The sequence below is a fragment of the Sphingobacterium yanglingense genome, from assembly GCF_004363245.1.
GTDB classification, from domain to species: domain Bacteria; phylum Bacteroidota; class Bacteroidia; order Sphingobacteriales; family Sphingobacteriaceae; genus Sphingobacterium; species Sphingobacterium yanglingense.
The window spans coordinates 291,875-314,881 of sequence record NZ_SNYV01000018.1 but is presented as its reverse complement, the minus strand read 5'-3'; the positions used below and the strand labels follow the sequence as shown (position 1 = coordinate 314,881).

The window sequence follows — 23,007 nt, the reverse complement described above, 5'->3', positions numbered from 1 at the left end:
TGTTCTTGATGATTTTTTCTTGTGTTGTCATAACTCTAATCTATTTTTCAGTTGTTAATTTATTGCAACTGTCAGATTAAGTCTTGACTACTTCACCTAAAGAGTGGTCAAACTATCGAAATAAGTATCTAGATAAGTGATATGACAATAAATAATAACCATGATACTAAAAAGGTCCTTTCCACTGTAGCTAGAGCTGTTTGTTGACGGATATGTTCGGATATTGTGCCTCTATCCTTTTCGGCCTATGATCGACTTTCTGTCAACAACTATTTCTTTGATGATCTTCTGTTCCTTGTCTCTATAAATGCATTTCACTCTATCGATACGATATGGTGAAGCTGCTCGCAATAGCTGTTTGGCTTCTTCATTTTCAATTAGTGCTACCTCTAGATCTTTGTCAATTACAGGGTCGGAAAAACTTTGGATTAAATCGTCTGGAAGTTGGTAGTGATAGATGAACGTGGTGTTCAGCTTTTGTGTATCTCTATGTTTTTGATCACCTATCTCAGGTGTTCTATTTCTTCGACACTGAGACCAGTGGCTTTCGCTATTTTGTTAAAAGGTATATCCATATTCAATAGTGTACCCGTGTTAGTAACAAGGCAGTGCGCAGTTATAATTTCTTTCCTTGAGATCGATGTGTTGGCGATACAGTGCCGTATTGTATACTTTCTAAAAACTCTCGCATATTCGCTTCTTTATTATCTGATGGTGAGCTTCTCTTAAAATAAACAGTACCTCTAAAAACCTCTTTCGAGAAAGTGGGATCACTAATAAGAAACATATATTCAATGTGTGTGCTTGAGCTAAGTGTAGATATAAAGAAAGCGCTCTGCACAGAGTCTGTATTTACATATTTTATCACTGCTGTATAATCTGGGTCGAACATTCCATGGTAATATTCGACTAGCTCTGCGAAATTATTTGCTCTAACTACTTTATTTTCATCTAGCTCGTCCTCTTCAAATCCAGGAGGAACCTTTCTAATTGTGACTAATGCTTTCTCATTATTGAGCGTATAAAACTCGTAAAATGTTCCTACTAACGGAATTGCATTTTTGTTCTCCTCAAAAAGGGTATGAACACCTGCCCCAAAGCTTTTTAGTTTACTCGCGATATCAGTTCTACTGCGACTTGCACTATGTTCGGTAATATGTTTACTGCTGATGTGTCGATAGGGCAAAATAGAAGGATCTACAGCCTTCGAGTCAGAGAAATTGCTTTGAGCAAGCGTATATGACCCGAGGATAGAGAAATTAATTATCAGTAGTTTTACTATATTGCTAATGGCTTTCATAAACTATTGTGAAGACACCTTGATTAATTACATGTCGAATATACTCAAAAGTAGCAATTATTGCTTGCTTTGAAAGGAGGCATTGAATACCTTAGGTATATGCTCGTGGCGTATCTACTGGCCAAGATGCTGGAACGATAAACTTACTAGCTCACTTACAGGAAGCCGGAAGATATAGTATGATCTATTTGGTAGGCTTGTGCCTAAAAACTGAGATTAACAGTATAATCCCTGCTTATATATACGACGAAAGGTTCAATAGGGAAAGATTGATTAAAAAATTAAACGTCTAACATCTGGTGTGAGGTGAAAGAATATTATTAATGTTCTCTCTTTTTATCGTACATTAATATACTAGTAAAGAATACTACATGAGGGAAATCATCGGAACGATAAGGACGAGCGACTTTGCTTTCAAGCTATTTGTCTTTTTGCCAATACTTTTGGTGTGTTATATCGCTGGATCTGTTGATATGGGGCCTTTTTGGATTCCCGTGCTGTTTGGGTTATTTGTGGGGTTGATTTTTATGGACAGGCTAAGGTTCAAGATTCTCTTATTGGTATTACCGGTTGTATTTTTTTTAATCTTCATCACAATAGGTGGGTTAGCATTTTTAGCGCCTTTTATCAGCTTTTCTGAGAATAGTTTCGGACAAGACGGCCTGCTTGTGAGGCTACTACGCTCGACGTCAGGAATGTGGTGTGCATGGGTGATTTTAGGAACGATAAAGTTATTTTTTAAAGTTAAAATGAAATTTGAATACTTTATTATTGCTGCAATATTGGTATCTCCACCTTATCTACTGAACCTGTCTCCAGATAAAGAACCTACGTCAGGTTTGTTCTACCTGCTATGGAACTTTGGGATCTCCTTTGTAATCTGCCTGATGTTTTCTGAAAACAGAAGTGGTAAAAATACCAGGACTTTTATGAACGTTTTGAGAGGTTTAGATTAGCCTGTTTTTGATTACCTATCTCAGGTGTTCTATTTCTTCGACACTGAGACCCGGCAGTCGTCGGACACGGTGTTTGACGGTGACCTTCCAAAACTCTAAGGAGTTGACACAATATGTTTTAACTTTTATCTCATAAGTTTGTGAAAGCCTCTGTTCTGGTTCGAACTTGTGCAAACTTCATTCACCTTACAATAACACCGCATTACCGATTAAAAGCTCATCTTAACCTAAATCATGGATAAGAGATATGGGCAATACATTACCTTCGGAAAGTATAATCTCTAATCCATGGTGCAAATAAAAAATATCATCGTTATAGGCCTATCTATTTTTCTACTATCGACCTCCTTATACAACAAATCGGTTGCGCAGGGTAAACGAATTGGAGAAATAGAGTTGAATGATTTTGTAGAAAAATATGCAGAGGAACATCGTTTTAATGGAACGATACTGATACAAAAAGGTGGAAAAGAAATGTATCACCAGAGTTTTGGGCTCGCGGAAAGAGCTTATAACACTCCAATGACGAATGAGAGTGTGTATCCGATCTGTTCTATTACGAAGACATTTACTGCAGTACTGATTCTTCAGTTGGTAGAGCAGGGAAAAATAGTTTTGAGCGAAAAACTGCATACCTATCTGCCCCAATACGCGGAAGACGCTGCGCATAAGGTTTCTGTGCACGAGTTATTGAACCATACATCTGGTATCGCAAACCCGGACACGATCAGAGCGGAAAATTTCATGAAATATGGTCTGGGATTCTATCAACATCCGTATTCGTTAAAGGACATGGTGTATAGATTCTCATCGAGGCCTTTGATCCATGAACCGGGAGATGTGTTTAGCTATAGTAATGGAGATTATCTAATATTGGGTCTGATCTTAGAGAATATATATCAGAAGCCTTATGAAAACATCGTGTACGAAAGGATCTTGCAACCGTTGGGAATGACTAATTCGGGGATGCTATCGCATTACAAACTGATCAAGGGCCTTACCTCTTCGTATTTCAAACAAAAGGATGGGGATAGTCTGATTCCGAACATTCCGATCTATATGGGAAACTTCTATTCGGCCGGAGGCATGTATTCTACAACCTCGGATTTATTGAAATTTGACAATGCGCTTTTTGGTCTGAAATTGATAGAAGAGGAAACTTTAGATAAATTATTGTCTCCCGGACTGGACGATTATGGATATAGTGTATGGATAAAGGATACGAAAGGTGAGAACAGAAAGTATAAAAGAATGGAGAGGTATGGACAGATTGCAGGGGCAAATGCTGTTTGGTTCCATTTTTTAGAAGAAGATGTGACCATTATTATATTGTCCAACACGAACTGTACTGATCTAGGTGACTTTGCATTAAAAATAGCAAAATCAGTCTTTTAAACGTTCTGTCTATGGAATGCCTTTCGCTTAAACTGCGTAAGCTGTAATCTGCTTCTCCCCTTGCCGACGGAAAATAACCAAAATTCGCTGTTGTGATACAACGAAAGATTAAATATATTCGACATGTAGAAATCATAGACCGGTGTTACAAACCGCTAATAGATTGCTCCTTAAACAGGTATTACATATGATAGATGCTTTCTTTTTTTACCTTATAATATTTGCGCCTATTATTGCTTTATTGGGCTTGATAATATTTGGTATCTATTGGCTTCTAAACAAAAAAGGATATAGAATAGCTGCTCTGATTGCTTCTTCGGTTTTGATGCTAGTTGCTTTATCAGGGGCTATATTCTTCGTTTTTGAGGATTCTTTTTTCTCCAAATCTGATGCAGTCGAACTATTAAGCAGGCATAACATCGTGTTGAAGGATGACTTTGAGATTCTTTCCAATACGACTGGCGGATTTAACGATTATGGTCATTCCTTGAAGCTTTCTATCTCAAATAATGATAAACGATCATTCATAAATCAGAAGACATGGACTAGATATACTGGAACCATACCGATGAATTTGCCTGAATTGGCAGAGGACAGGTATGAAGGTGATACGCTGAAGGTAAATTATATGATGGAGGATCGTTATATCTATACAGTCTATCAACCGAATGGAAAGGGAGTTACACCGACGCTAGTAACGATTAGTGTGTCAAAGCATGACAATGTATTGATATATGAAGAAGTACTGGATTGAGAGGTTTTGACGAGTTGAGTTATTGTACGGCTTTCACTTCAAGTAACCGCAATCGATAGCTAACTGTAGATCGGATATTGTAAGTGGTCTATATCCTGGTTGTGGCTTACCTACCAAAAACCTCAAAATACCAGGTAGTATCCAATCTCCTTCGCTTGGGAAATAGTCTGCAAAGTGAAAATCGTAGATATCGACAGAGAATCTAGCCTTGAACCTATCTAAAAATTCTGCAGCATCATCACCATAGAGATTAAGATCGTGATACAATCGTGTACTCTCTGTCATGTGTGTATCTGCACCACAATAACCTTCCAGTAGTTTAATCAATTCGACATTCATCATTATAATTTATATCAACTCCACGGCCTGTAACTCTGCTGCCAGACGGTGAAGGCCCTCTTCTATCTTCTTAAGCTGAGGCTGACGGGGCTTTTTGAGTCCGGATGAGTAATATCAAAGCTTATGGGCTGCAAGTAGATCATTGGGATTCCGCACATGAGTAACTACAGTTGATTCTTTATCTTAAGCAGCTCGTAAATCACTGCTTATCTCCTAGAAAATCGAATAGAATATCGGTTGCATTAATTATATCAGATGCAATTGCAAGTTGCCTCTCCTTTCGTAGAAACAAAACTCTTCCCCCATTGGCCTTTGCATGATCTACCACATCTCCATCAAGACGAAGAACTACCCTTATTACTCTATCAGGTATAACCGAATAAGATTCACCCGGTTTAGCACGAATTTTTATATTTTAATCGTCAACTTTTTCAACAAAAACAATAGCGTTGGCGTATTTTTCTTTTGGCAATTCTTTTGAATTCAATTCACCTTTATAGGTACCAACAACCTCTTTTATAGCTCGACTTAGCTCTTTGTCAGGATTATCGTCTTTACTGCATCCTGAGAGGATAAATAACAGTAATAAGATATAATTTACTTTAAAAGTATTTGACAAATGTCGTTCAGTTTGATTGGATTTATTCATAGATTAAATATATGTATTCCAAAAGGAATTTTAATATCATTATCGAATAGGGAGTATTATTTTTTGTTTACACCAGGTCTTTGTTAAGCTTCTAATGTGCTTATCAATAAGGGTTATACTGTAATAATCCCGATCGGTCAGTCCCAAATAGCAAGTACATCATGGTTATCAAAAAAATGAATGGAGACTTTACTCATAATGAGTGGCCCAATGACCTCCGTTATAGACGGTAATCAGGATAAAATCACTGTTAATCGGGAGTGATTTTAAAGCTTGAAATGCTTTAATTTGAAAAGAAAAATCAATAAAATGTAAGTCATGCAGAAGATAATAGATCAATTGGTACAAATTAACAGGTTTGAAAAGGAAAAAGGACTTGATTTAGATGAAATTAAAGCATTAAATGAGAATTTGGAAAAGAATATACCTGGCTTTTTCACATCCTATCTCAACATTTTTGGCTTCAATGATAATTTATTTGGCGGAATTTTTAATGAGGAAGATGATTTTGTGGAGCAAAATGAAATGATCTGGGAATTAGGGTTTGCTGATTATATTGCAATAGGTGATGCCTACAATGAAAATCTAATTGTTGCACATATTGAAAATCAGAAGTTGTTTTTAATAGAAGATGATCATTTGATTGATCTGAAAATGACTTTTTCTGAAATGTTACTTCAAGCTGTTGAGGCTTTAGACTCTAAGAAGTTTGAAATAATTCAACAAGTTAATTCCGTTTATGAAAGCATTCAAGATTATAAAAACACCCTAAAAAACTCTTTTATAGAGAGTTTTAGTCAATTAAAAGCAACAGTCTCGAACAATAAGGATAGCATATATGGTGTAGTTATCGCAAAAGATAGAGCGCTTAATTTATATAACTTGTATGCAGGAAGTCTTCATACATTTAAATTAAAAACAGAAAAAGAAACGATAGCTTATGATGAATTGTGGACTCCTGAGAAAATGGATTATAAACAAGCTATCCCTCTTAATGAAATTTTGATGAATATTAAATCTGAAACTGATTTTAGGGCGCTTGATCTATTGTTTTTGGATGTCTTGCGTGATTTAAAAGAAGATGGATATTTCAGTGATCAAATGAACCGCTTTTCAATTTCAATTCAATCGAATAGTGTAAATTTATTTCCTGAGGATTCTTATGATGAATCTTTAACAAAGGATACTCATTTGGAGACAAAAATCAGAAGGTTTTGGGAATCACCATATGATCGTACCCGATTATTAATGGAAATAGTGTAGCCCTGGTGCTGATTCCAATATGCTTGGCCATAGATTTTTTAGATATCCTTGGATATTTTGAAGGAGTTTTTGAAACGTTAGGCATTCTAACTATACTTTTTATACTACCACACTAGGAGTTATGAATTGCGAAGTCCGCTATACCCTGATGTATAGCTGACTTTGCGTTTATGGATAGGACTCTGCAAGACGGCATGGGGCAAACTTGTAAAGGATATATTGAAAAAATATTGCAATACATTTATTAATTAAATACATTGGAAACATATTGGTAAGTTAAAATGAAAAACATTGACAAGATAGATCCATTTGATACAACGGTCGAAAAGACAAACATCGGGGTAATAACAGGGTTGCTTACGGAGGTCGAAGTATCGGCTAAAGACAGTATTTCCTTGGTGCAGAAAGCCTTTTGACTAATTATGTCTACAAAGAGGAGAACTAATCATCTTAAATCGCGAGGTGAAATAGGAAACTAAAAAATGTTAGGCTCAGTTCGTGAGTAATAAGTAGCAAAAAACGTATAGGATTATGCATAAAGAATCAGTAGCCGAAGAGTTGACAACAGTCGATATCTTCAATCAGATGACACAAATATTGTTTTCCCGATTAGAACCTTTAGGTTGGAAATTGTTGAAAAATGGCGATATTAAAAAGAAGAGTGGCAAACTAACCTATAAAATATTCTTCTTCCGAAGCTATAAAAATTACATCAACTATAATGCTAAGTCTGGTTCGGTGACAACGGAAATCTACTGTTACATTGACACTGCACAACGTGAAGGTGTGTACGCACTGAAGTTTGAAAAACCAAGTTCATTTAATATACTTTCGGAAAATCTGACACTAAATACAGTACTGGTTGAGCAAATTTGGAAAATCATTGAACAGGAATTTCTGGAAGTGATCCAAGGTCTGGAGAAAAATCCGAGGCAACAGCTTCTGAAAACGGGCCTTTTTCCAATACGTTATGCTATCGATTATAGCTACGAGCTATCGCTACGCAGGGAACTACTGGAGGCGGTGGGTGCTACAGATTTATTGCATATCTATACCGAAAACAGCAATTTCTATAAGTCACCGGAGAATAGTGCTGTAATATCTATGGAAAACTATTATTACACGATAAGGGATCGTGTAAATGTAGATTACTGCAAAAAGGTGAGCTTAGAGGAACTCTCAACCTTGGCTGATGAAGCCTATTCTTTCTTACGACAGACCGATCGATATGATGAGTTTACGGAAGCTAAATATCAGTATGTAAAAAGCTTCCCGAAAACAGATAGATTTAAATCGGTCATTGCGGTCTTCTGGTTTGTTTACCCAGGCATTGCGCCTTGGTTTGAAAAAGACCCGAATGCACAACACATACTGAAAAAAGTATTGGATTTTGAAGAGAAACTAATAGTACGGAAATTGAGAAAGGCAGAATCTGAGATGAATATATGAGAAAATACTTACTTCACTGTTCGACACTGAAAAATCGATAAAATTAGGTTAATCACTAATATAATGGAATACAAAGTAATACTATTTGTAGCAACGATAGACCCTAGGAGTGGTTTGACTAATTTACACATACTTAGCAACAAATTTCTCAAACTCTTGATTTGTATTTCTCATAATCGGACCATGCCCAAAACATATAATGGTTGGATGTAGCTCAGTTAACTTTTGAAGGGATTGAATATTTTGATGATGATCTGACGTAAATATATTAGGTGGAAGCCTCAAGCCGCTAACGGTAGTAAGTAAATTCATATTAGTAGCTGCATCTCCAATTATCAATAGGCCGTCTTGCTCCCGAAATAAAGAAATATGACCTTCTGAATGCCCAGGTGTTTCGATTACTTTAAAGTTGCCTATCATATCACCTTCTACTATTGTCTTCTCAACGATATGCCCCTGCCCTGCCCAATACTTCTGTTGAAGTTTTGCCACCCAATTTTTCGGATTAGGATAATCGTTAGTGACCATCCCTGTTTCCGTCCTAAAGACTTCATTAGGATGACAAAGTAATGGAATAGAAAATTCTGTACATATTTGATCACTACAACCCTGATGATCTGCATGAGCATGCGTAAGTAAGTGTTGATTGACAGCAATTTGCTGGAGAGCGTGCTTTATCGTAGGATAGGAACTTCGTATACCTGAGTCTACTAATGTACCCTCTATGATATAGCAGTTAATACTATTTCGTGGCATTAACGGTACTTGAAATACTTCTGGAGCTATTTGATGTAACATATTTTTATTCAAAACTACATCACTTATTTAAGCTTCATGTAGACATTTGTCCTATAATGTATTCCTATGTATTTGCCCTTTAGCTCGTGTAAGTGATCGTTGGGCAATTCCTAAATATGATGCTAAATCTTGAGTTGTGACACGCTTGATAAGCATGGGTTGATTTAAAAGCATAAAATTATACTTATCTAAGGCAGATTTATTATTGTAATTAAGCAGATAGCGTTCCTTTTGATTCAATTCCTGCTCTAGTACAGATTTTATAATTTCATTCCAAACCGTCAATTTATCAAGCAAATACAAATAATCCGGATGATCTATTCTATAGATTACACAATCTTCTATTGCGCTGATATTTATTTTGGAATTTTGCTGAGATACAAAATCCGTAAATGAAGTAACAAATTCATTTTCAAACTTAAAACAAGTTATATTTTCTTTTCCGTCTTTATCAATACTAAACGCTTTTACAGCACCACTCGCAAGAAATCCGATATAGCGACAGGTGGTATTGTCACGAATAAAAAAATCGCCTTTTTTCAAGAATACAGATTCGAAGAGTTGTGAGCTTATATTAACCTCCTCATTCTGTAACAAACCTATTGAGTATAGATAGTTTTCAAATATATCAATCCTTTCAATATTCCCCATTACCCCTATTTTCATTGTTAATCTTTTATCAACTATATTCAAATCTAAAAAATATTGTTAATAACTATATATCCTCATTATTTATAATGTAGAAGTAATTGATACTTGCTAAATAATCGATTCATAAGGGTTCGTTTGTAGAAAATAGTTCCGCCGTTTTAATAAAGATACAACTTTGGACGAGACATTCGGCTTGACTAACGGATTGATTTTTAATTTCGTAGTCTTTGGACAAAGTGGTGGTGGAAAATCTAAAGCTGGCAACCCTCATAAAGTAGATTACCGATCGGAGGAAGTGTTTAAATAGGTTTGTATATTTACATGATAAGAGGGCCTCTGGAAAGCCTAATCTTTAAAGTAGATATAACATGGAAGCAATTAAACTATTGTCCTTTTTTGAAAGAGACCTGAACAAGTTAATAACAGAAATCGAACGCTATACGGACGAAAAAAATCTATGGCTGGTGGATGGGTATATACTGAACTCGGCAGGAAACCTCGCGCTTCATTTGATCGGTAACTTGAATACATTTATAGGTGTGGAGCTCGGTAATACGGGGTATATCCGTGACAGGGATTTGGAATTTTCGGCAAGGGATGTCCCTAGGCAACAAATCGTGGACGGTATTAAGGATACGATCACTATGCTAAAGACTGTCCTTGGTGCATTGACGGCAGAGGATTTGGCAAAGGACTATCCGGTACTGAAGTTTCCAGAGCCGTCCTCTACGGAGTATCTTTTGGTTCATCTGGCGGCCCACTTGTCTTATCACTTGGGCCAGGTTAACTATCATCGGAGGTTATTGGATAAATAGTTCCGTAATATAGATGAAAATTATTATGTATATTTATACTAATAAAAAATCAAACCTTATTCATTCTATGAACTTCTATTTTTCAGCTCTTTTTTTAGTAAGTACCTTAACGTTTTCTGCTTCTGCATTTGCTCAATCAAAAAACCTTTTCAATGGCAAGGACTTAACAGGTTGGCATATTGATGTTCCAGAACTAGACGAAAACGCGAAATTGAAAAGTCCTTTTCTTGTCAGAAACGAAATGCTGGTAAGTATGGGGACGCCAAATGGTCATATCATAACAGATGAATCTTATAAAAACTATAGTCTGACGGTTGAATACCGCTTTGCGGGAAAACCTGGCAACTGTGGTGTGCTGGTACACGCCTCTACTCCACGCGCGCTGTATGGAATGTTTCCAAAATCGATTGAGGTGCAAATGATGCACGAAAATGCGGGAGACTTCTGGTGTATTGTGGAGGACATCAAAGTACCAAATATGCTGGAGCGTCGTGGTGAGGAAGCTGAATGGGGTGTTACAGAGGGTAAGAAACGTAGAATTTTGAACCTTACGGATGATTCGGAAAAACCACTAGGGGAATGGAACAGTATGAGGATAGAATGCCTGGACCGTGTAATAAAGGTGTGGGTGAATGGCGACCTCGTAAATGAGGGGTACGATTGTACTGCAAACAATGGACAAATAGCACTGCAAGCTGAAGGTGCTGAAGTTGAATTCCGCAAGATTTTACTAACTCCAATAACGCGTATTTCAGAGTAATAGATATAGACATCGTACCAATCGCAATAAAAGACATTTATTACGTGATTTCATAATTTCATCGACTCTCGCTGTATGTGTTCCTGACAAAGTAAGTGCTTCAATTTCATTTTACCGTCTTGAGAGTCCTAAATTTCAAAGTCCGCTATAACCTGATGTATAGCGGACTTTGAAGTATAAAAATGGTACGCAGTTAGTCGAAATGCGATCAGTAAAATCTTCTAACCTTCTTATTTTTTCTTCAACTGCTGCAAACGCTGTTTGGCCAGAGGGATGATGTCATCATCTCCTTCATAGTTCTGGATTACGCTTTCCAAGGTACTCTTGGCCTGAAGGGTATCTCCTTTGCGTGCGTAGGTATCGGCAAGCAAAATGAAGCTCTTGGCTACCCAATAATCATGTGAATCCATATTCTGAATTACATCAAAGGCTGACTTTGAAGCTTTGTCGTACTCTTTATTCTCGTACTGCAATAGCCCTACACGGTATCTTGCTTCGGCACTGACTGCAGCCTGGCTTTTTAACGCTGCCAAGTTCAATTCCTTCAGTGCAGATTCTTTATTTCCTTGCTGCAACATGGCCTTAGCGGTATACAGGTGCACTGTGGCTATTTCTTCGTCAGATGCGCGATCATAGTTTTTGATCAGTTTTACATATTTGTCCATCTGCTTAAGGTCTCCGATCTCGAAATAACAAATCATCAGATTGGTGACGGCATATCCGTAATTGTCTTTGTAATCGTTGTTGAGTTCGAGTTTTTTGAGATGTACAATGGCCTCGTTATATTCCTTCAGACTGAGGTATAGAGCAGATGCGGTAAGCAGGGTCTTCTCGGTATAAGGGCTTGTCCAATCGTTGAGGATGATGTTCAGATCCTTCAAGGCTTCTCTTGGGTGACCAGTATGGTATAAACTAACGCCTCGAATGTAGCGGGCGTGTTTTTCTTGTCTGGGCTTGGGAAATTTATCAAAATAGGCATTGATTGCCTCTACTGAAGGGCCATATTGGGCTCTCGAAAATAGGGTAAGGGCAGCTTGGAATGCCAGATTATCCAATTCGTTGGGGCTGAGCTCGGTGATATTGTTGCTCATGGCATAGTGAATATAACTGGTCGCATCGCCTTGATCGAGGTAGATATTTTCGATGGATCGCATCGCCTGTGCCGCTTCTCTGGTGGTGCTGTATTCATTAACTACCTTCTGGAAAGTAGCCATCGCAGCTTCAGACTCGTCCTGATTGTACTGAACCAGTCCGATAGTCAATAATGCTCTCGGTACGTAGCTGCTACGTGGGTATTTTTCAATCATCTTTTTTAGCCCTTTGATCGCGGTGTCGTAATCTCCCTTTAGGAAAGATACGTATGGTATCTCAAAGGCTACATCATCGGCATAGTTTGATGTAGGAAATTTTTCGACGACAGCGCGTAGGGTTTTGAGCTTCGCTTCATTATCTCCCTGCAGCCCCTGAATGATGCCGTGCTGGAACAGGGCATAATCCTGATTGGGTGCCTTACTGTTGATGAGCTGATCGTAATACTGATTGGCCCGCTGGTAATTTCGCACGGCTAAATAGGAATCGCCTAAACGCGCGATGACATCGTAATATATATTTTTATCCTGAGCGCTTTCAGCTGTAGCCAAAAAGCGTTCAAAATACTGCGCTGCTAAGCTGTATCTGTCGATACGGAAGGCAGCGTAAGCCAAGGCGTAGTTTGCATAATTGTATACATTGGTATTTCGTGCAGCAGGCAGGCTGAGAAATCGGGAGAAGTTGTCCACAGCCTCTTTGTACTTACGTACTTCATACATCGCCTCTGCCTTCCAATAGGTTGCCAATGCGGCCATTTCCATGTCTATAGGCAGCTTCTCTGCCCGCATAAACATGGATATGCTGTTTTCAAATGCACGTTCGTTATAAAACTCTAGTCCCCGGTAATACGTTATCTTCTGATAGACGGCATCGGCTTTCTGTTTTCTATTGTTGAATGATTCAAACAGGTATACGGCTGTCTCAAAATTGCTGCCACCGGATAGGATCTCGGCTGTTCGGGTTTCGGTATTTTCATTTTTATCTTTATCCGGCTGTACACCAGCATACTTCATCGCTAGATACTCCTGTAAGGGGGCTACGGTAGCAGGAACAGAGTCCAATTCGCCAAGGATCTTGGCATAGTTGTAAAGGGCATCTGCTTTCAGTTCCTGGTCAAAGCTCATCTTTGAAGCTTTTTGAAATGCTGCTCTTGCGCTTTGCCTGTCTCCCGTCTCCTGCGCAATTTTGCCTAAAGCAATAATCGAACTCTGATAAAAAGCATCCCCCGGCTGTACTTTTTTCAGAATCGAGCTTGCTCTTTCGTATTCGCCAGCGTGATAGGCTAAGATACCGATCCTGTTATTGTCGATATTGTTGCGGGGGGCACTGGGGTATCTTTCCTGCAAGGGACTATGAAAGGGTCTTCTAAAATCGTTCATATCAAGATACATGCTGGCAACGGTCTGGCGCAGTTCGGACTCCAGGTCTTTGCGATCGATCTTCATATCCGGAGTGCGGCGTACCTTGACGGCATCGGCAAGCATGGGACGATAGTCCCGTACGATCTCAATGGAGTCCATGGTTGTCGGTTTTGTATGAACCTTTTGCTGTGCGTATCCAGTAAGTAGCAGAACTGAAAACATCCCGCTAAGTATATATTTCTTATAGTCTATGCTTTGTCTCTGTATCATTGTTCTTTGTTTTTCTGACCTCTTGCATTCTTTTACGTAGCTGGAATAATGATAGGGTAATCGCTTTAACGTATATGCTATCCAAAGCTAAAGAAATCTAATCACAATCAGGTGATTTAGCGTATCTCCTAGAATTAATCAGCCAATTCGCACATATAATGCTGTATCAAAACCATGCCATAATCTAGCGACATCGATATTATGGGAGAAGGAAACTGTTAAGTTTAGAAAAGATGGTAGCTATAGGCCTGAAAATGAAAAACAGCAGAAACCTATTGGTAACTGCTGTCTAAATCGTCTATTATCCAGATGGATGAATTGTTACTATATCGCTTCTAGATTATAGTCTATCGTAAAGAAATTTGGTTTTGCGGCAGGCTTTTCTTCGTACTGCAGATTAAGCTTACCATTATTTATTTTGACGGTGTATTCTATTCCTTCGGGTTCTTTCATATAAACATCCCAGTAGATGGTAATGATATTATTTTTTAACACATAATCATATACTTCTAATTCACCATTTCTACTGATTTTCAGTTTTTTTGGTGTGGTAAAATCGTATATCACTGGTTTTTTGTACGTTTCTCTATTATGTCTACGCTCACCGTGTAATAGCGATTTTTCACTTTTCTCTAAAAGCTTCCACTTTCCATCAATTTTGAGGGTCTGTGTATTGGCGGTCTGCGTTATCGCTTCATCTGAATTCATTCCCTGTGTATCGATCGCAATGGCACTTGTAAGAAAAAACACGCCTAGGATTGGAAATAATAAATTGTATTTCATTTTTCTTTAGATTTTCTTAAAACTGTATTTTTCGGTAATAGTGGCATCGTCCATTTTACGCGTACTGCTTATAGTCAACTTATCCCCTTCGATAGTATATGTATAGCTCTCATAGATCGCTTCCTTATACTCTGGGGAGTTGTAATAAATAGAAATCTTATTCCCATTTACTTTCCAGGTGATATCATCTGCAGACATTACCTCCTCTTCGTCTTCTGGATCCACTCTAGTAAGCAAGTAGCCTTTTCCATTGGCGCTAAACTCATATTGCTTGGACAGAAAGGAGTAACTTAAAAGATTCTCTGTAATGACCGCAGCGTCTTCAGATTTTTCATACTCGGACAGAAACTTCCACTCGCCAACAATGGGATTAGTGGTCTTTTTTACTTGTGCTATTGACTGTTCTGCTCCAAAAAAACTAAGCAGAATGATCACCATAGCTAACATCAATCTATTCATATTAAATTATTTAAATTAAATTCTTCTTTTTCTAAAATTTGTAGTCCCTTCTCACGGGATCCTGGTATGTGTCATTGTATTTAAAATACAGTCACTATTCTACAGTAAGAATAATCCGCTTGTGTATACCTCCTGAAGGTTCCCACCCTCTGCTATAGGTAAAAGCCAGTTCGCATTTTCCAGGATTTAGGGCCTTGAATACATACACCTTCGTACTCCCTACCCCTACCATACCTTTGGGAATCTTTTGGCTCTTATGCTCTTCTTTTAATAGTTGAACTGAAGCATTGGGACCTTCCAGATTCCACATAAAGCCCGTCGACAGATTCTCGTATACGGATACGATAATCTCATTTCCGTGAGGCACATTCAGTGCTGTGTCCCGAGTCACATTATCAAGGTTGATCTGGACCTTTTGAGTTGCACAACTTGAAAAAGCGACAAGTCCCAAGAAGGTGGAGTATAGTAAGGGTTTAAGAATAAGTTTCATACTTTAATGTAGAAGTTAACAATTAATTATCAGTTCAATATGATTTTAAAAATCACGTCATAAAATCTTTTACAGCGGTAAATATATCGCGATAAATAAGGGAAAAACAACTTTATTTTCAAAATACCTACTAGTAGGTATTTATTTATTTTTGATTAAATGATCCAGTTTTGTTGATTAATTTGGCTCCTGAATTATGCATCTAGAAACTACACAAACACGGATTAAGACAGTCTAGATCTGGCAGCTGGCGGATCATGAAATAAATGCGAAGCATTCATGAGTTCGATTGAGAAAATAATTAAATACACGAACAATTAATTACATATGAAACATTACATTTTTAAAATCCTGCTAGGTTGTGCTTCGATCACAGCTGCCTCGGCAAATAATCCAATAGAGATTATTCAGACGAACCAGAATTTGGTTGTTTTGGGTAAATACCAACATATCAAAGAAAAGCGTGAAATAATCCGAAATGGCAAAGTAATTGAATCCTCAACTTCGAATCTGAAGGATGGAAATATCTATCATTTCAAGTCGAAAGATTTAGTGACTGTATTTTTTATGGATGGTCCTTCTGGCAAAGGGATTAATTTCAATATAAACCGAAAAAACAAAACTTACGATCTAATAATAGGAAAGGTGAAGCGGAAGATGACTGTATAATACTACAGAAAAATAGTCCTGATGAAGTAATCTTCGTGCGTAATACAGAGGATGGTGATGAAGAGGGGGTAATACTCGTGAGAAGCACTCTGTATCTAAAACCAGTAAAATAATCTATTTCAGATATGAAAACTAATTTATTCTTGGCATCGCTTGCGCTTATTTTTGGGGTTAGCTGCCAGCAACCGACCAGCGAAAACAATAATCCGGCTCAAGAGATCAGCAATGTTGACTTGTCTCAGCAAGACTCTGTGCTCGCGGTATCTATAAACGAAAACTCGGCACCAGAGCTCGGCGCTTCTCCGGGGTTTAGCACGTCCTTTCTATCATTTCTAGAAAAGACTCCGAATAGCATTAATTTTGACTTTCCGAAACTAGTAGATGCCGGGATGGAGATTGCAACGAGTAGTGATGGTGTGGTCAGGGTATATTCCTGGGATAATAATCAAGGAGGATCTATGCGATTTTTTAACAGCATTTTCCAAGTAAGTCTACCTACCGGGAACCAATCGATAAGTTATAATTCTACGGAGGAAGACCGTGTTTTTTACCCATTCTATACGCGCATTGATCCGATTCAATTAGATGGTCAGGTATATTATATTGCATTTGCGAGAAGTGTACTATCAAACAAGGAAGTCAATCATGCTGTAGAAATCTATAAAATCGAGGATAATCAACTGAAACCGGTTGACTTATTTAGGATTGATAACCGTTTAGATTATAAATTAGGCAAAACGTTCAATTATGAAGAGCTGGACGAATTTGATGAAGAGTTAATTCGATTTGACGCAAGAGATTTAACATTTACCCTGCCTGAAGTGATGCAAGACGGCACATTCGGTAAGGATACGATCGCTTTTCAATTTAAGAACAGCTATTTTCAAAAGAAATAAGTAATCTCCCATGCACTTAGCAGTACGTGTAGCAAGAATTAGGGAGATACTAATCATATGGATGCACAAAGAGGGGTCCCCTTAAAAGGATACCCCTCTTTGTTATTGGATACTTGACATGTTAGTGTAAGTCTATTAAGTCTGGATCTCCAAATGCTTCAGTAGATGCTGGCACTGGACGAGATGTCGAAGATTGTGGTAGACAACAACCCGTAAGGTGTCTCCAAGCCTTAACCTTATCCACTTTGAAATGGAGATAGCGGTCTTTACTTTTGTCAAATCGGTATCTCTGGATTTTTCTAGAAGCACTAGTAGCTGACGTTGATAGTCGATAAATCTATCGAGAACATCAATCCCGACATGGCTATTTAGGGGATTCATAGATGGAAAGGTCTTGATCTTTTTGGCTTCCTCTCTCGGAAGCATACTGTTGGCAAAATAGTTGCCCAAAATACCGGGACTGAATACCGCAGATTTTGGATATCTTGACCTATCGATCTGTTTACTAAGTTCGGGAATATAGAAATCTGCATAACGATTTAGATGTTCGATACATTCTAGAATACTCCAACTGTCTAGGTTACGCTTGTACTGTAACTGAGATACATCAAGCTGCTTGAAGGCCTGTACACTAGTTAGATCTCTTTCGCTATATTCGATTAATTCGTTTATCAATTCTGATGCGTTCATAATACTTATTTGCTTCAAATATCGATAATGTGCTCCACCTAAACATTGATCAGGATCATGACTTTTTTAATCTTGAAAGTGTCTCTGGGGCCATTCTAAGATAGGAAGCTATGTGCCTATCGGGAATCTCTTGGAATAACTGGGGACTGCGCTGAAAAACCCTCTTGTATCGTTCTACCGGTGAGGTAATCAATATGTCTTTTTCGCGCTCCAGTTGCTGCACAATGAGCTGTTCCTGAATGAGGCCCCATAGTCGTCTCAGATGGTCACTTGAATTCATCAAGCTGACATAATTTTGCTTTGATATAGCCTTTAACTCTGTTCTCTTGAGTGCCTGTATAGCGAAATCTGTAGGCTGCCCGGTGATAAAGCTATCTAACGCTGTAATGAAATTGTGTTTGTATCCAAAGCGTATGATACGCTCTTCGCTCCCATCGACCATACTGATCTTAAGACTGCCTGAAACTATATAATATAGATTATCTTCTATCTCTCCTGAGGTACACAAATATTCATTCCTTCTTACACTGATCGTTTTGTGCCAAAGGGAAGCTTTTTCGATCTCTTGGTAAATTTCCTGAACGATATCCATGCGTCTATTTTCTTGATCCGGCACTAGGATTTTAGGTTTCTATCTCGGTCTGATTTGGCTTTAATTCTCTAACTGCAGAATATAACTAACAGCAAGCTTTTTAAAACCTTGTCCTTCAAAGAAAAAATGTGCTTTTTCATTAGATATACCACTTTCTAAGAACAACGATTTTATATTTCGCTGTTTCGCTGTTTCTAGGATATAGTTCATCATTTTTTTACCTAATGAAAATCCTCTTAGCTTTTCGTCTATTATCAAATCTTCAATGATTAAGTTTTTATTGACTATTCGGAGTATCGCCAAGCCTATGATTGTAGCTTCTTTCTCAATTGTTATTATCTCTGTGCCATCGTCGTCTAACTCGTCAGATAAAATCTGAGCTATATTGTTACTCCATTTTTGAGGTGTATCAGCTCTTCCTGACAAAATTTCGGAATGTGATATGTAGCTTTCGGTTTTATTTGCTACAAAAAAACTGATAATATCTTCTTTTCTCTTTTCCTTATCAGGATGGCTTATAATAAATTCCATTTCTTAAAAACTGAGTTACACAATAGCTAAATTAAGAAAAAAAGGCTACATCTTTCTAGCTTACACCTGTATTACTACAAGCGTCAACCGGATCTCGTACTACCTATTCTTTGACACCTATCAATTATCAGTCGCTGGCATTGGGGAATGAGGCAAAAAAGGTAAATTTGTACGACTTGAGCACAAGTACTGGTCAAATAATTGACAAAAAGGTAACCATTAACTCGACACTATATAATATGAGCAGATATACGTCCTTGATTATTTTTATGTCCTTTTTCAATATTGGATGTCATCAGGGAGATAATAAAAATCAAAATGAGACTTACATTCATAACAATGGAAGGGATACAATCACTGTGGTACTGAATCTTGTCAATGAGGTATTTCAGGGCTCCTATAAAAAAAATAGCCCTGGAGGTGTTGTGGTCACCGGAGATATTAGTGGAAATGTGAAGGGGGACACTTTACTCGGCAGCCTATATTACACTCCTTATAGAGGGAGAAATAAACAACGGAAAGCGTTTGCTTTACTAAAGCAGAATAATGATTATATAATCGGAAATGGAAGTGGGTATATCTATATGGGGATTCCTTACTTTGCCCCAGAGACATTAACCTTCAACGGACAAATTCTGAAAGGGGTTGAATCAGACCAGACCAAATAATGCATCTTAGTGAGCATGCAAAAAGTTAGTATCGACTTACGGTCGCAATCTGCAACCGTAAGTTGAGGTCGGTAATAAGCTATCGCTTGTAATATGCAATGATACTCGCCTTGGCAATGGTATGGTTCCACAGATTAAAGCCAACAATGGCCGGGTTTGTATTTTCATCTAGCTCTAGCTTGTCGGTTTTTAAAGCGTGAACTGTTATAATATACTGGTGAAATCCGTGCCCTTCGGGGGGACATGGCCCCCCAAAGCCTTTGATCCCATAATCTGTTGTACTTTGGATCGCTCCTTTGGGTGCTAATCTGAGGTTTACATTTCCTGCATTCGCGACAAGCTCATTTACATCTGAAGAGATGTTAAAGACGACCCAATGCCAAAAGCCACTGCCTGTCGGTGCATCTGGGTCGTACATTGTTACAGCAAAGCTCTTGGTCCCTTCGGGTGGATTCTCCCAAAATAACTGGGGTGAAATATTATCTCCTGAACAACCAAATCCATTAAACTCTAGTTTTTTCGTTCCTTCTCCACCTAAATCCTTACTGGATAGCGTGAATGTCTTTTGTCCAAATAGTGTCGTCGAAAAAATCAAGGACAACACCAAAATTAAATGTGCTTTCTTCATTCTGTTATATTAAAAAGTTTAAGCAAATTTAGCTTGGATTATCTCCAGAGGGTTTACAGAAAGGTTCAAAAACTGTTGCTAAAAGCTCAATTCTTGTGATGTCGCTTCGGAGTCACTCCATATTTAGCTTTGTACGCCTGAATGAAGCTCGACAAATTCTCATAACCGAGCTCAAGATAAATCTCGGTTGATGTCTTCTTTTCGATGCTGATAAGATAGTGGGCGCGTTCTAGTCTTTTATTCTGAAACCACCGAATTGGAGAATCGGAATAATGGTTATTAAATTCTCTTTTAAATGTAGAAACACTCATATTGCACAAAAATGCCAGTTCTTTAAGGCTGAGTTTAACGAGTTGATTGCTTTCTATGGTCCGTCTAAACCGTTGGGTACTGTCATCATTATTCTCGATGAAGGAGTGTAGAAAGTCTGTACCGAAAACTGCTACGAGGTATAACATAATCTCATCAAACTTGACTTCCAGCAATCTAGTCTGGGCTTGTGCGGAAAGTTTGGAAATATCAAGTAAGCTATTCACAAACCGGTGGGTAAAATCATCGGATACAAATGAAAAGACAGATTTGTAAGGTGTAGGCTTTATAATACCCAACTCGGTCTTTAGTAAAAACTTCTGAATCATCTCATTTGTAAAAAACAATAAAATGCTTCTGTAGTTTTTAACTTCTGATAGTCTTTCTGTCATAAGACAATGTCCCGACTTCATGATTAGAAAGCTACCATTATCGATAGATAATGTTGAGTTGTCAAAAACGACTTCTTTGGTCCCTTCTACGAGGAAGCTAAAAGTATTCTGGTTGAGAACTATTTGTTGCCTGGAAATCTCCCGAGAACTGCAATAATCGAATACTTGAATGGATCTGACGCTATTAAGATCCAGTGCATCAGGAAGTGTAATTACTTTCATTCGCTTAAATTATATTGCCCTAGACTTAGTGCTTATATTTTTCATAGAAATGGTTTTATTACTGAGATTCTTCAAGTAACCTGGCTATTGCATCCTGTTTGTTTTTTGTCGCAAAAGTCCAAGCTGTATAACCTCCCTTTTCTTCTGCTCGTACATCTGCCCCTGCCAAAATCAACAATTGAACACTTTCGATATCACCTTTGATTGTTGCTGACATCAAAGGTGTAATTCCTTTTTTACTCTTGACATTTACGTCTGCCTGACCTTGAATTAGGGTTTTAACACTTTGCGTCTGTCCATTCTGTGCGGCCCAGGTGAGCGCAGTGAATCCGCTCTTATCTTTGACATCAGGATGGATACCAGCCTCTAATAAAAGATCAATAAATTCGGTTCTCCCATTATAGGCCGGGAGAATCAGTGCCGTTTGCCTGTCGTTGTCTTGTGCCTTTAGATCTGCACCGGCTTTGATAATCATTTTTAAGAGCTGATAATCGGCCTGAGAACAGGCATAGTGCAGTGCTGTCTTGCCATACATGTCCTTTATATCAGGATCTGCCTGGGCGCTTAGTAGCAGCTCGACAATGCTGCCATGTTGTCTTTTGAGAGCTCCATGAAGTGCCGTCCCCCCATGGCTGTTAAAAAGATTGACATCTGCACCGTACGCTATGAGTATGGAGACCAAATCCGTATAGCCAAAGGTGGCTGCTAATATCAATGCGGTCGTTTCAGGGTAAAAAGGTTCGTACCCCTTACTCTCACTCTTCGGCAACCTAGCGTCCAAGTCTACTGATAGGAGTTTCTTTATTTCAGGAATACCTATTTCTGTATCGGAATATTTAAGTAGTTCTTTCTTCATTTTACATTAAAGCTCCTCCCCCATAGTAGTTAGCTAGGCTAACCATTATTGTAGCGAAGTCTGTCTTGGCTAATTTAGGTAAAAATATTCCTAGTCGACAACAGATCTCTTATTGTTGATCATAAGATTTCTTCCCTTTTACGGGAACCCGTATTATACTCTTCGGCTGTTTACTTACCTTGCAGCCAATATTAGACAATATTAAAATCGGTTAGTGCGTGCATAAGAAGGTCGTCTCCCTCAGAGACGGCTTTCTTACTAATAAATATAAGCCGCAAGATCTTCTGTGTTATCATGGTATAATAGTATTGTATCTCCTCGTGAATTTCTGTAGGTTTGTTTGATATCAACATAATAGTCGAACGTCGATTACGTTATGTTCTTATTATCGCTGCTTAATTATGGGCTCTCTCTTATATGTAGAGTCTACTTGGGATTTCATTAATTTACGAAACGCTTAAAATGGAACTTAATTTACCTAAGAAACTGGCAAAGGCTCTTGAAAAGGAAGCTACCGATGCCCGTATTGGCTTACATGCCCATATTGTCAAAAAACTTGAAAACATTACTCCTAGTACGGAATATATAGATATTAATAAACTAAAAAAAGGCTTACCAATACTGGTTGCATTTCTAAACAAAATCCCGAGTGTGCGTGTAATTGCCAGCGATCTATCTGCTGATGCATATTGGTCGATTAGGCTGGATATTGACATTGAGAATAAACTGGCGTGGAATGTGGTACAAGAATTAGGCTTTGTGCTGAATTCTATTTCTATACAAGAACCGATGCCTACAGTCTTTAAACCGGTATCACCTCCCCCATATCTGAATGGAGGTCCATCAGATTTTTTATCCTGGAGCATAGAATCTACTTACAACTATATAGACCCGGAATGGGTTAAAGAAATGATCGAAAGCCGGTTGCCAAACCCGGTAGAGGATAAAAAAAAATGGAATAACAATTAACTAC

At 38.1% G+C, this 23,007-nt stretch carries 27 protein-coding genes; 12 read left to right on the top strand and 15 right to left on the bottom strand.

The features are described from left to right. Positions 1 to 616: 616 nt before the first annotated feature. Entirely contained in the window at positions 617 to 1,300 is a 684-nt protein-coding gene (locus CLV99_RS21130; RefSeq protein ID WP_133586498.1) for a hypothetical protein, read from the bottom strand. Between the two features lie 371 nt (positions 1,301 to 1,671). On the opposite strand from CLV99_RS21130, the gene CLV99_RS21125 reads away from it, so the two are divergent. From CLV99_RS21125 to CLV99_RS21115, 3 genes are all read left to right on the top strand, one after another. Beyond that, the gene (locus CLV99_RS21125) at positions 1,672 to 2,256 is read left to right on the top strand and encodes a hypothetical protein (RefSeq protein WP_133586497.1); all 585 of its coding nucleotides are present in this window, start codon (positions 1,672 to 1,674) and stop codon (positions 2,254 to 2,256) included. A gap of 288 nt (positions 2,257 to 2,544) precedes the next feature. Continuing rightward, entirely contained in the window at positions 2,545 to 3,651 is a 1,107-nt protein-coding gene (locus CLV99_RS21120) for a serine hydrolase domain-containing protein (protein ID WP_133586496.1), read from the top strand. A gap of 187 nt (positions 3,652 to 3,838) precedes the next feature. Beyond that, positions 3,839 to 4,405 (top strand): hypothetical protein, encoded by a 567-nt coding sequence (locus CLV99_RS21115; RefSeq protein ID WP_133586495.1) that lies wholly within the window; start codon positions 3,839 to 3,841, stop codon positions 4,403 to 4,405. A gap of 33 nt (positions 4,406 to 4,438) precedes the next feature. Here CLV99_RS21115 and CLV99_RS21110 read toward each other — a convergent pair whose 3' ends face one another. Together CLV99_RS21110 and CLV99_RS21105 are read right to left on the bottom strand one after the other, a co-directional pair. Continuing rightward, positions 4,439 to 4,747, bottom strand: a complete 309-nt coding sequence (locus CLV99_RS21110; RefSeq protein ID WP_133586494.1) for a DUF1493 family protein — start codon at positions 4,745 to 4,747, stop codon at positions 4,439 to 4,441. A 412-nt stretch (positions 4,748 to 5,159) separates the two neighbouring features. Continuing rightward, entirely contained in the window at positions 5,160 to 5,393 is a 234-nt protein-coding gene (locus CLV99_RS21105; protein WP_133586493.1) for a hypothetical protein, read from the bottom strand. Positions 5,394 to 5,711: 318 nt separating this feature from the next. On the opposite strand from CLV99_RS21105, the gene CLV99_RS21100 reads away from it, so the two are divergent. From CLV99_RS21100 to CLV99_RS21095, 3 genes are all read left to right on the top strand, one after another. Then, entirely contained in the window at positions 5,712 to 6,656 is a 945-nt protein-coding gene (locus tag CLV99_RS21100; protein ID WP_133586492.1) for a hypothetical protein, read from the top strand. A 281-nt stretch (positions 6,657 to 6,937) separates the two neighbouring features. Continuing rightward, positions 6,938 to 7,072, top strand: a complete 135-nt coding sequence (locus CLV99_RS23495; protein ID WP_262708323.1) for a hypothetical protein — start codon at positions 6,938 to 6,940, stop codon at positions 7,070 to 7,072. A 115-nt stretch (positions 7,073 to 7,187) separates the two neighbouring features. Continuing rightward, entirely contained in the window at positions 7,188 to 8,105 is a 918-nt protein-coding gene (locus CLV99_RS21095; protein WP_133586491.1) for a hypothetical protein, read from the top strand. Positions 8,106 to 8,228: 123 nt separating this feature from the next. Here the strand turns inward: CLV99_RS21095 and CLV99_RS21090 are convergent, their stop codons facing one another. Further along, positions 8,229 to 8,903 carry an MBL fold metallo-hydrolase gene (locus CLV99_RS21090; protein ID WP_133586490.1) on the bottom strand — a complete coding sequence of 225 codons (675 nt, stop codon included), beginning with the start codon at positions 8,901 to 8,903 and terminating at the stop codon, positions 8,229 to 8,231. 51 nt (positions 8,904 to 8,954) lie between these two features. Continuing rightward, positions 8,955 to 9,596 carry a Crp/Fnr family transcriptional regulator gene (locus tag CLV99_RS21085; RefSeq protein ID WP_211348603.1) on the bottom strand — a complete coding sequence of 214 codons (642 nt, stop codon included), beginning with the start codon at positions 9,594 to 9,596 and terminating at the stop codon, positions 8,955 to 8,957. Between the two features lie 326 nt (positions 9,597 to 9,922). On the opposite strand from CLV99_RS21085, the gene CLV99_RS21080 reads away from it, so the two are divergent. Next, complete coding sequence (locus CLV99_RS21080) at positions 9,923 to 10,369, top strand: DinB family protein (RefSeq protein ID WP_133586489.1); 447 nt, start codon at positions 9,923 to 9,925, stop codon at positions 10,367 to 10,369. 67 nt (positions 10,370 to 10,436) lie between these two features. Further along, the gene (locus CLV99_RS21075) at positions 10,437 to 11,129 is read left to right on the top strand and encodes a 3-keto-disaccharide hydrolase (RefSeq protein WP_133586488.1); all 693 of its coding nucleotides are present in this window, start codon (positions 10,437 to 10,439) and stop codon (positions 11,127 to 11,129) included. A 230-nt stretch (positions 11,130 to 11,359) separates the two neighbouring features. On the opposite strand, the gene CLV99_RS21070 is transcribed toward CLV99_RS21075, so the two are convergent. From CLV99_RS21070 to CLV99_RS21055, 4 genes are all read right to left on the bottom strand, one after another. After that, positions 11,360 to 13,849: a tetratricopeptide repeat protein gene (locus CLV99_RS21070; RefSeq protein ID WP_133586487.1), complete on the bottom strand. Its 2,490-nt coding sequence runs from the start codon at positions 13,847 to 13,849 to the stop codon at positions 11,360 to 11,362. 324 nt (positions 13,850 to 14,173) lie between these two features. After that, positions 14,174 to 14,632 carry a hypothetical protein gene (locus CLV99_RS21065; protein WP_133586486.1) on the bottom strand — a complete coding sequence of 153 codons (459 nt, stop codon included), beginning with the start codon at positions 14,630 to 14,632 and terminating at the stop codon, positions 14,174 to 14,176. A gap of 6 nt (positions 14,633 to 14,638) precedes the next feature. Continuing rightward, the gene (locus CLV99_RS21060; RefSeq protein ID WP_133586485.1) at positions 14,639 to 15,091 is read right to left on the bottom strand and encodes a lipocalin-like domain-containing protein; all 453 of its coding nucleotides are present in this window, start codon (positions 15,089 to 15,091) and stop codon (positions 14,639 to 14,641) included. 94 nt (positions 15,092 to 15,185) lie between these two features. Continuing rightward, positions 15,186 to 15,581 carry a protease inhibitor I42 family protein gene (locus CLV99_RS21055; protein WP_133586484.1) on the bottom strand — a complete coding sequence of 132 codons (396 nt, stop codon included), beginning with the start codon at positions 15,579 to 15,581 and terminating at the stop codon, positions 15,186 to 15,188. Positions 15,582 to 15,908: 327 nt separating this feature from the next. Between CLV99_RS21055 and CLV99_RS21050 the strand changes: the two genes are divergently transcribed. Further along, the gene (locus CLV99_RS21050; RefSeq protein ID WP_133586483.1) at positions 15,909 to 16,250 is read left to right on the top strand and encodes a hypothetical protein; all 342 of its coding nucleotides are present in this window, start codon (positions 15,909 to 15,911) and stop codon (positions 16,248 to 16,250) included. Between the two features lie 125 nt (positions 16,251 to 16,375). After that, the gene (locus CLV99_RS21045; protein WP_133586482.1) at positions 16,376 to 17,146 is read left to right on the top strand and encodes a hypothetical protein; all 771 of its coding nucleotides are present in this window, start codon (positions 16,376 to 16,378) and stop codon (positions 17,144 to 17,146) included. A 135-nt stretch (positions 17,147 to 17,281) separates the two neighbouring features. On the opposite strand, the gene CLV99_RS21040 is transcribed toward CLV99_RS21045, so the two are convergent. Genes CLV99_RS21040 through CLV99_RS21030 form a run of 3 tightly spaced genes read right to left on the bottom strand, consistent with a single transcriptional unit; the run spans position 17,282 to position 18,959 of the window. Further along, entirely contained in the window at positions 17,282 to 17,836 is a 555-nt protein-coding gene (locus tag CLV99_RS21040; RefSeq protein WP_133586481.1) for a DinB family protein, read from the bottom strand. Between the two features lie 55 nt (positions 17,837 to 17,891). Then, positions 17,892 to 18,428 (bottom strand): Crp/Fnr family transcriptional regulator, encoded by a 537-nt coding sequence (locus CLV99_RS21035; protein WP_133586510.1) that lies wholly within the window; start codon positions 18,426 to 18,428, stop codon positions 17,892 to 17,894. 60 nt (positions 18,429 to 18,488) lie between these two features. Next, a complete protein-coding gene (locus CLV99_RS21030) occupies positions 18,489 to 18,959 on the bottom strand; it encodes a GNAT family N-acetyltransferase (RefSeq protein ID WP_133586480.1) in 471 nt (156 codons plus the stop codon). 239 nt (positions 18,960 to 19,198) lie between these two features. Here CLV99_RS21030 and CLV99_RS21025 point away from each other — a divergent pair, with 239 nt between their 5' ends. Then, a complete protein-coding gene (locus CLV99_RS21025; RefSeq protein ID WP_133586479.1) occupies positions 19,199 to 19,627 on the top strand; it encodes a hypothetical protein in 429 nt (142 codons plus the stop codon). Positions 19,628 to 19,706: 79 nt separating this feature from the next. Here the strand turns inward: CLV99_RS21025 and CLV99_RS21020 are convergent, their stop codons facing one another. From CLV99_RS21020 to CLV99_RS21010, 3 genes are all read right to left on the bottom strand, one after another. Continuing rightward, complete coding sequence (locus CLV99_RS21020) at positions 19,707 to 20,255, bottom strand: YbhB/YbcL family Raf kinase inhibitor-like protein (RefSeq protein ID WP_133586478.1); 549 nt, start codon at positions 20,253 to 20,255, stop codon at positions 19,707 to 19,709. Between the two features lie 86 nt (positions 20,256 to 20,341). After that, the gene (locus CLV99_RS21015; protein WP_133586477.1) at positions 20,342 to 21,178 is read right to left on the bottom strand and encodes a helix-turn-helix domain-containing protein; all 837 of its coding nucleotides are present in this window, start codon (positions 21,176 to 21,178) and stop codon (positions 20,342 to 20,344) included. Positions 21,179 to 21,236: 58 nt separating this feature from the next. Further along, positions 21,237 to 22,034, bottom strand: a complete 798-nt coding sequence (locus CLV99_RS21010; protein ID WP_133586476.1) for an ankyrin repeat domain-containing protein — start codon at positions 22,032 to 22,034, stop codon at positions 21,237 to 21,239. A 462-nt stretch (positions 22,035 to 22,496) separates the two neighbouring features. On the opposite strand from CLV99_RS21010, the gene CLV99_RS21005 reads away from it, so the two are divergent. Beyond that, positions 22,497 to 23,003: a hypothetical protein gene (locus tag CLV99_RS21005; protein ID WP_133586475.1), complete on the top strand. Its 507-nt coding sequence runs from the start codon at positions 22,497 to 22,499 to the stop codon at positions 23,001 to 23,003. Positions 23,004 to 23,007 lie beyond the last annotated feature (4 nt).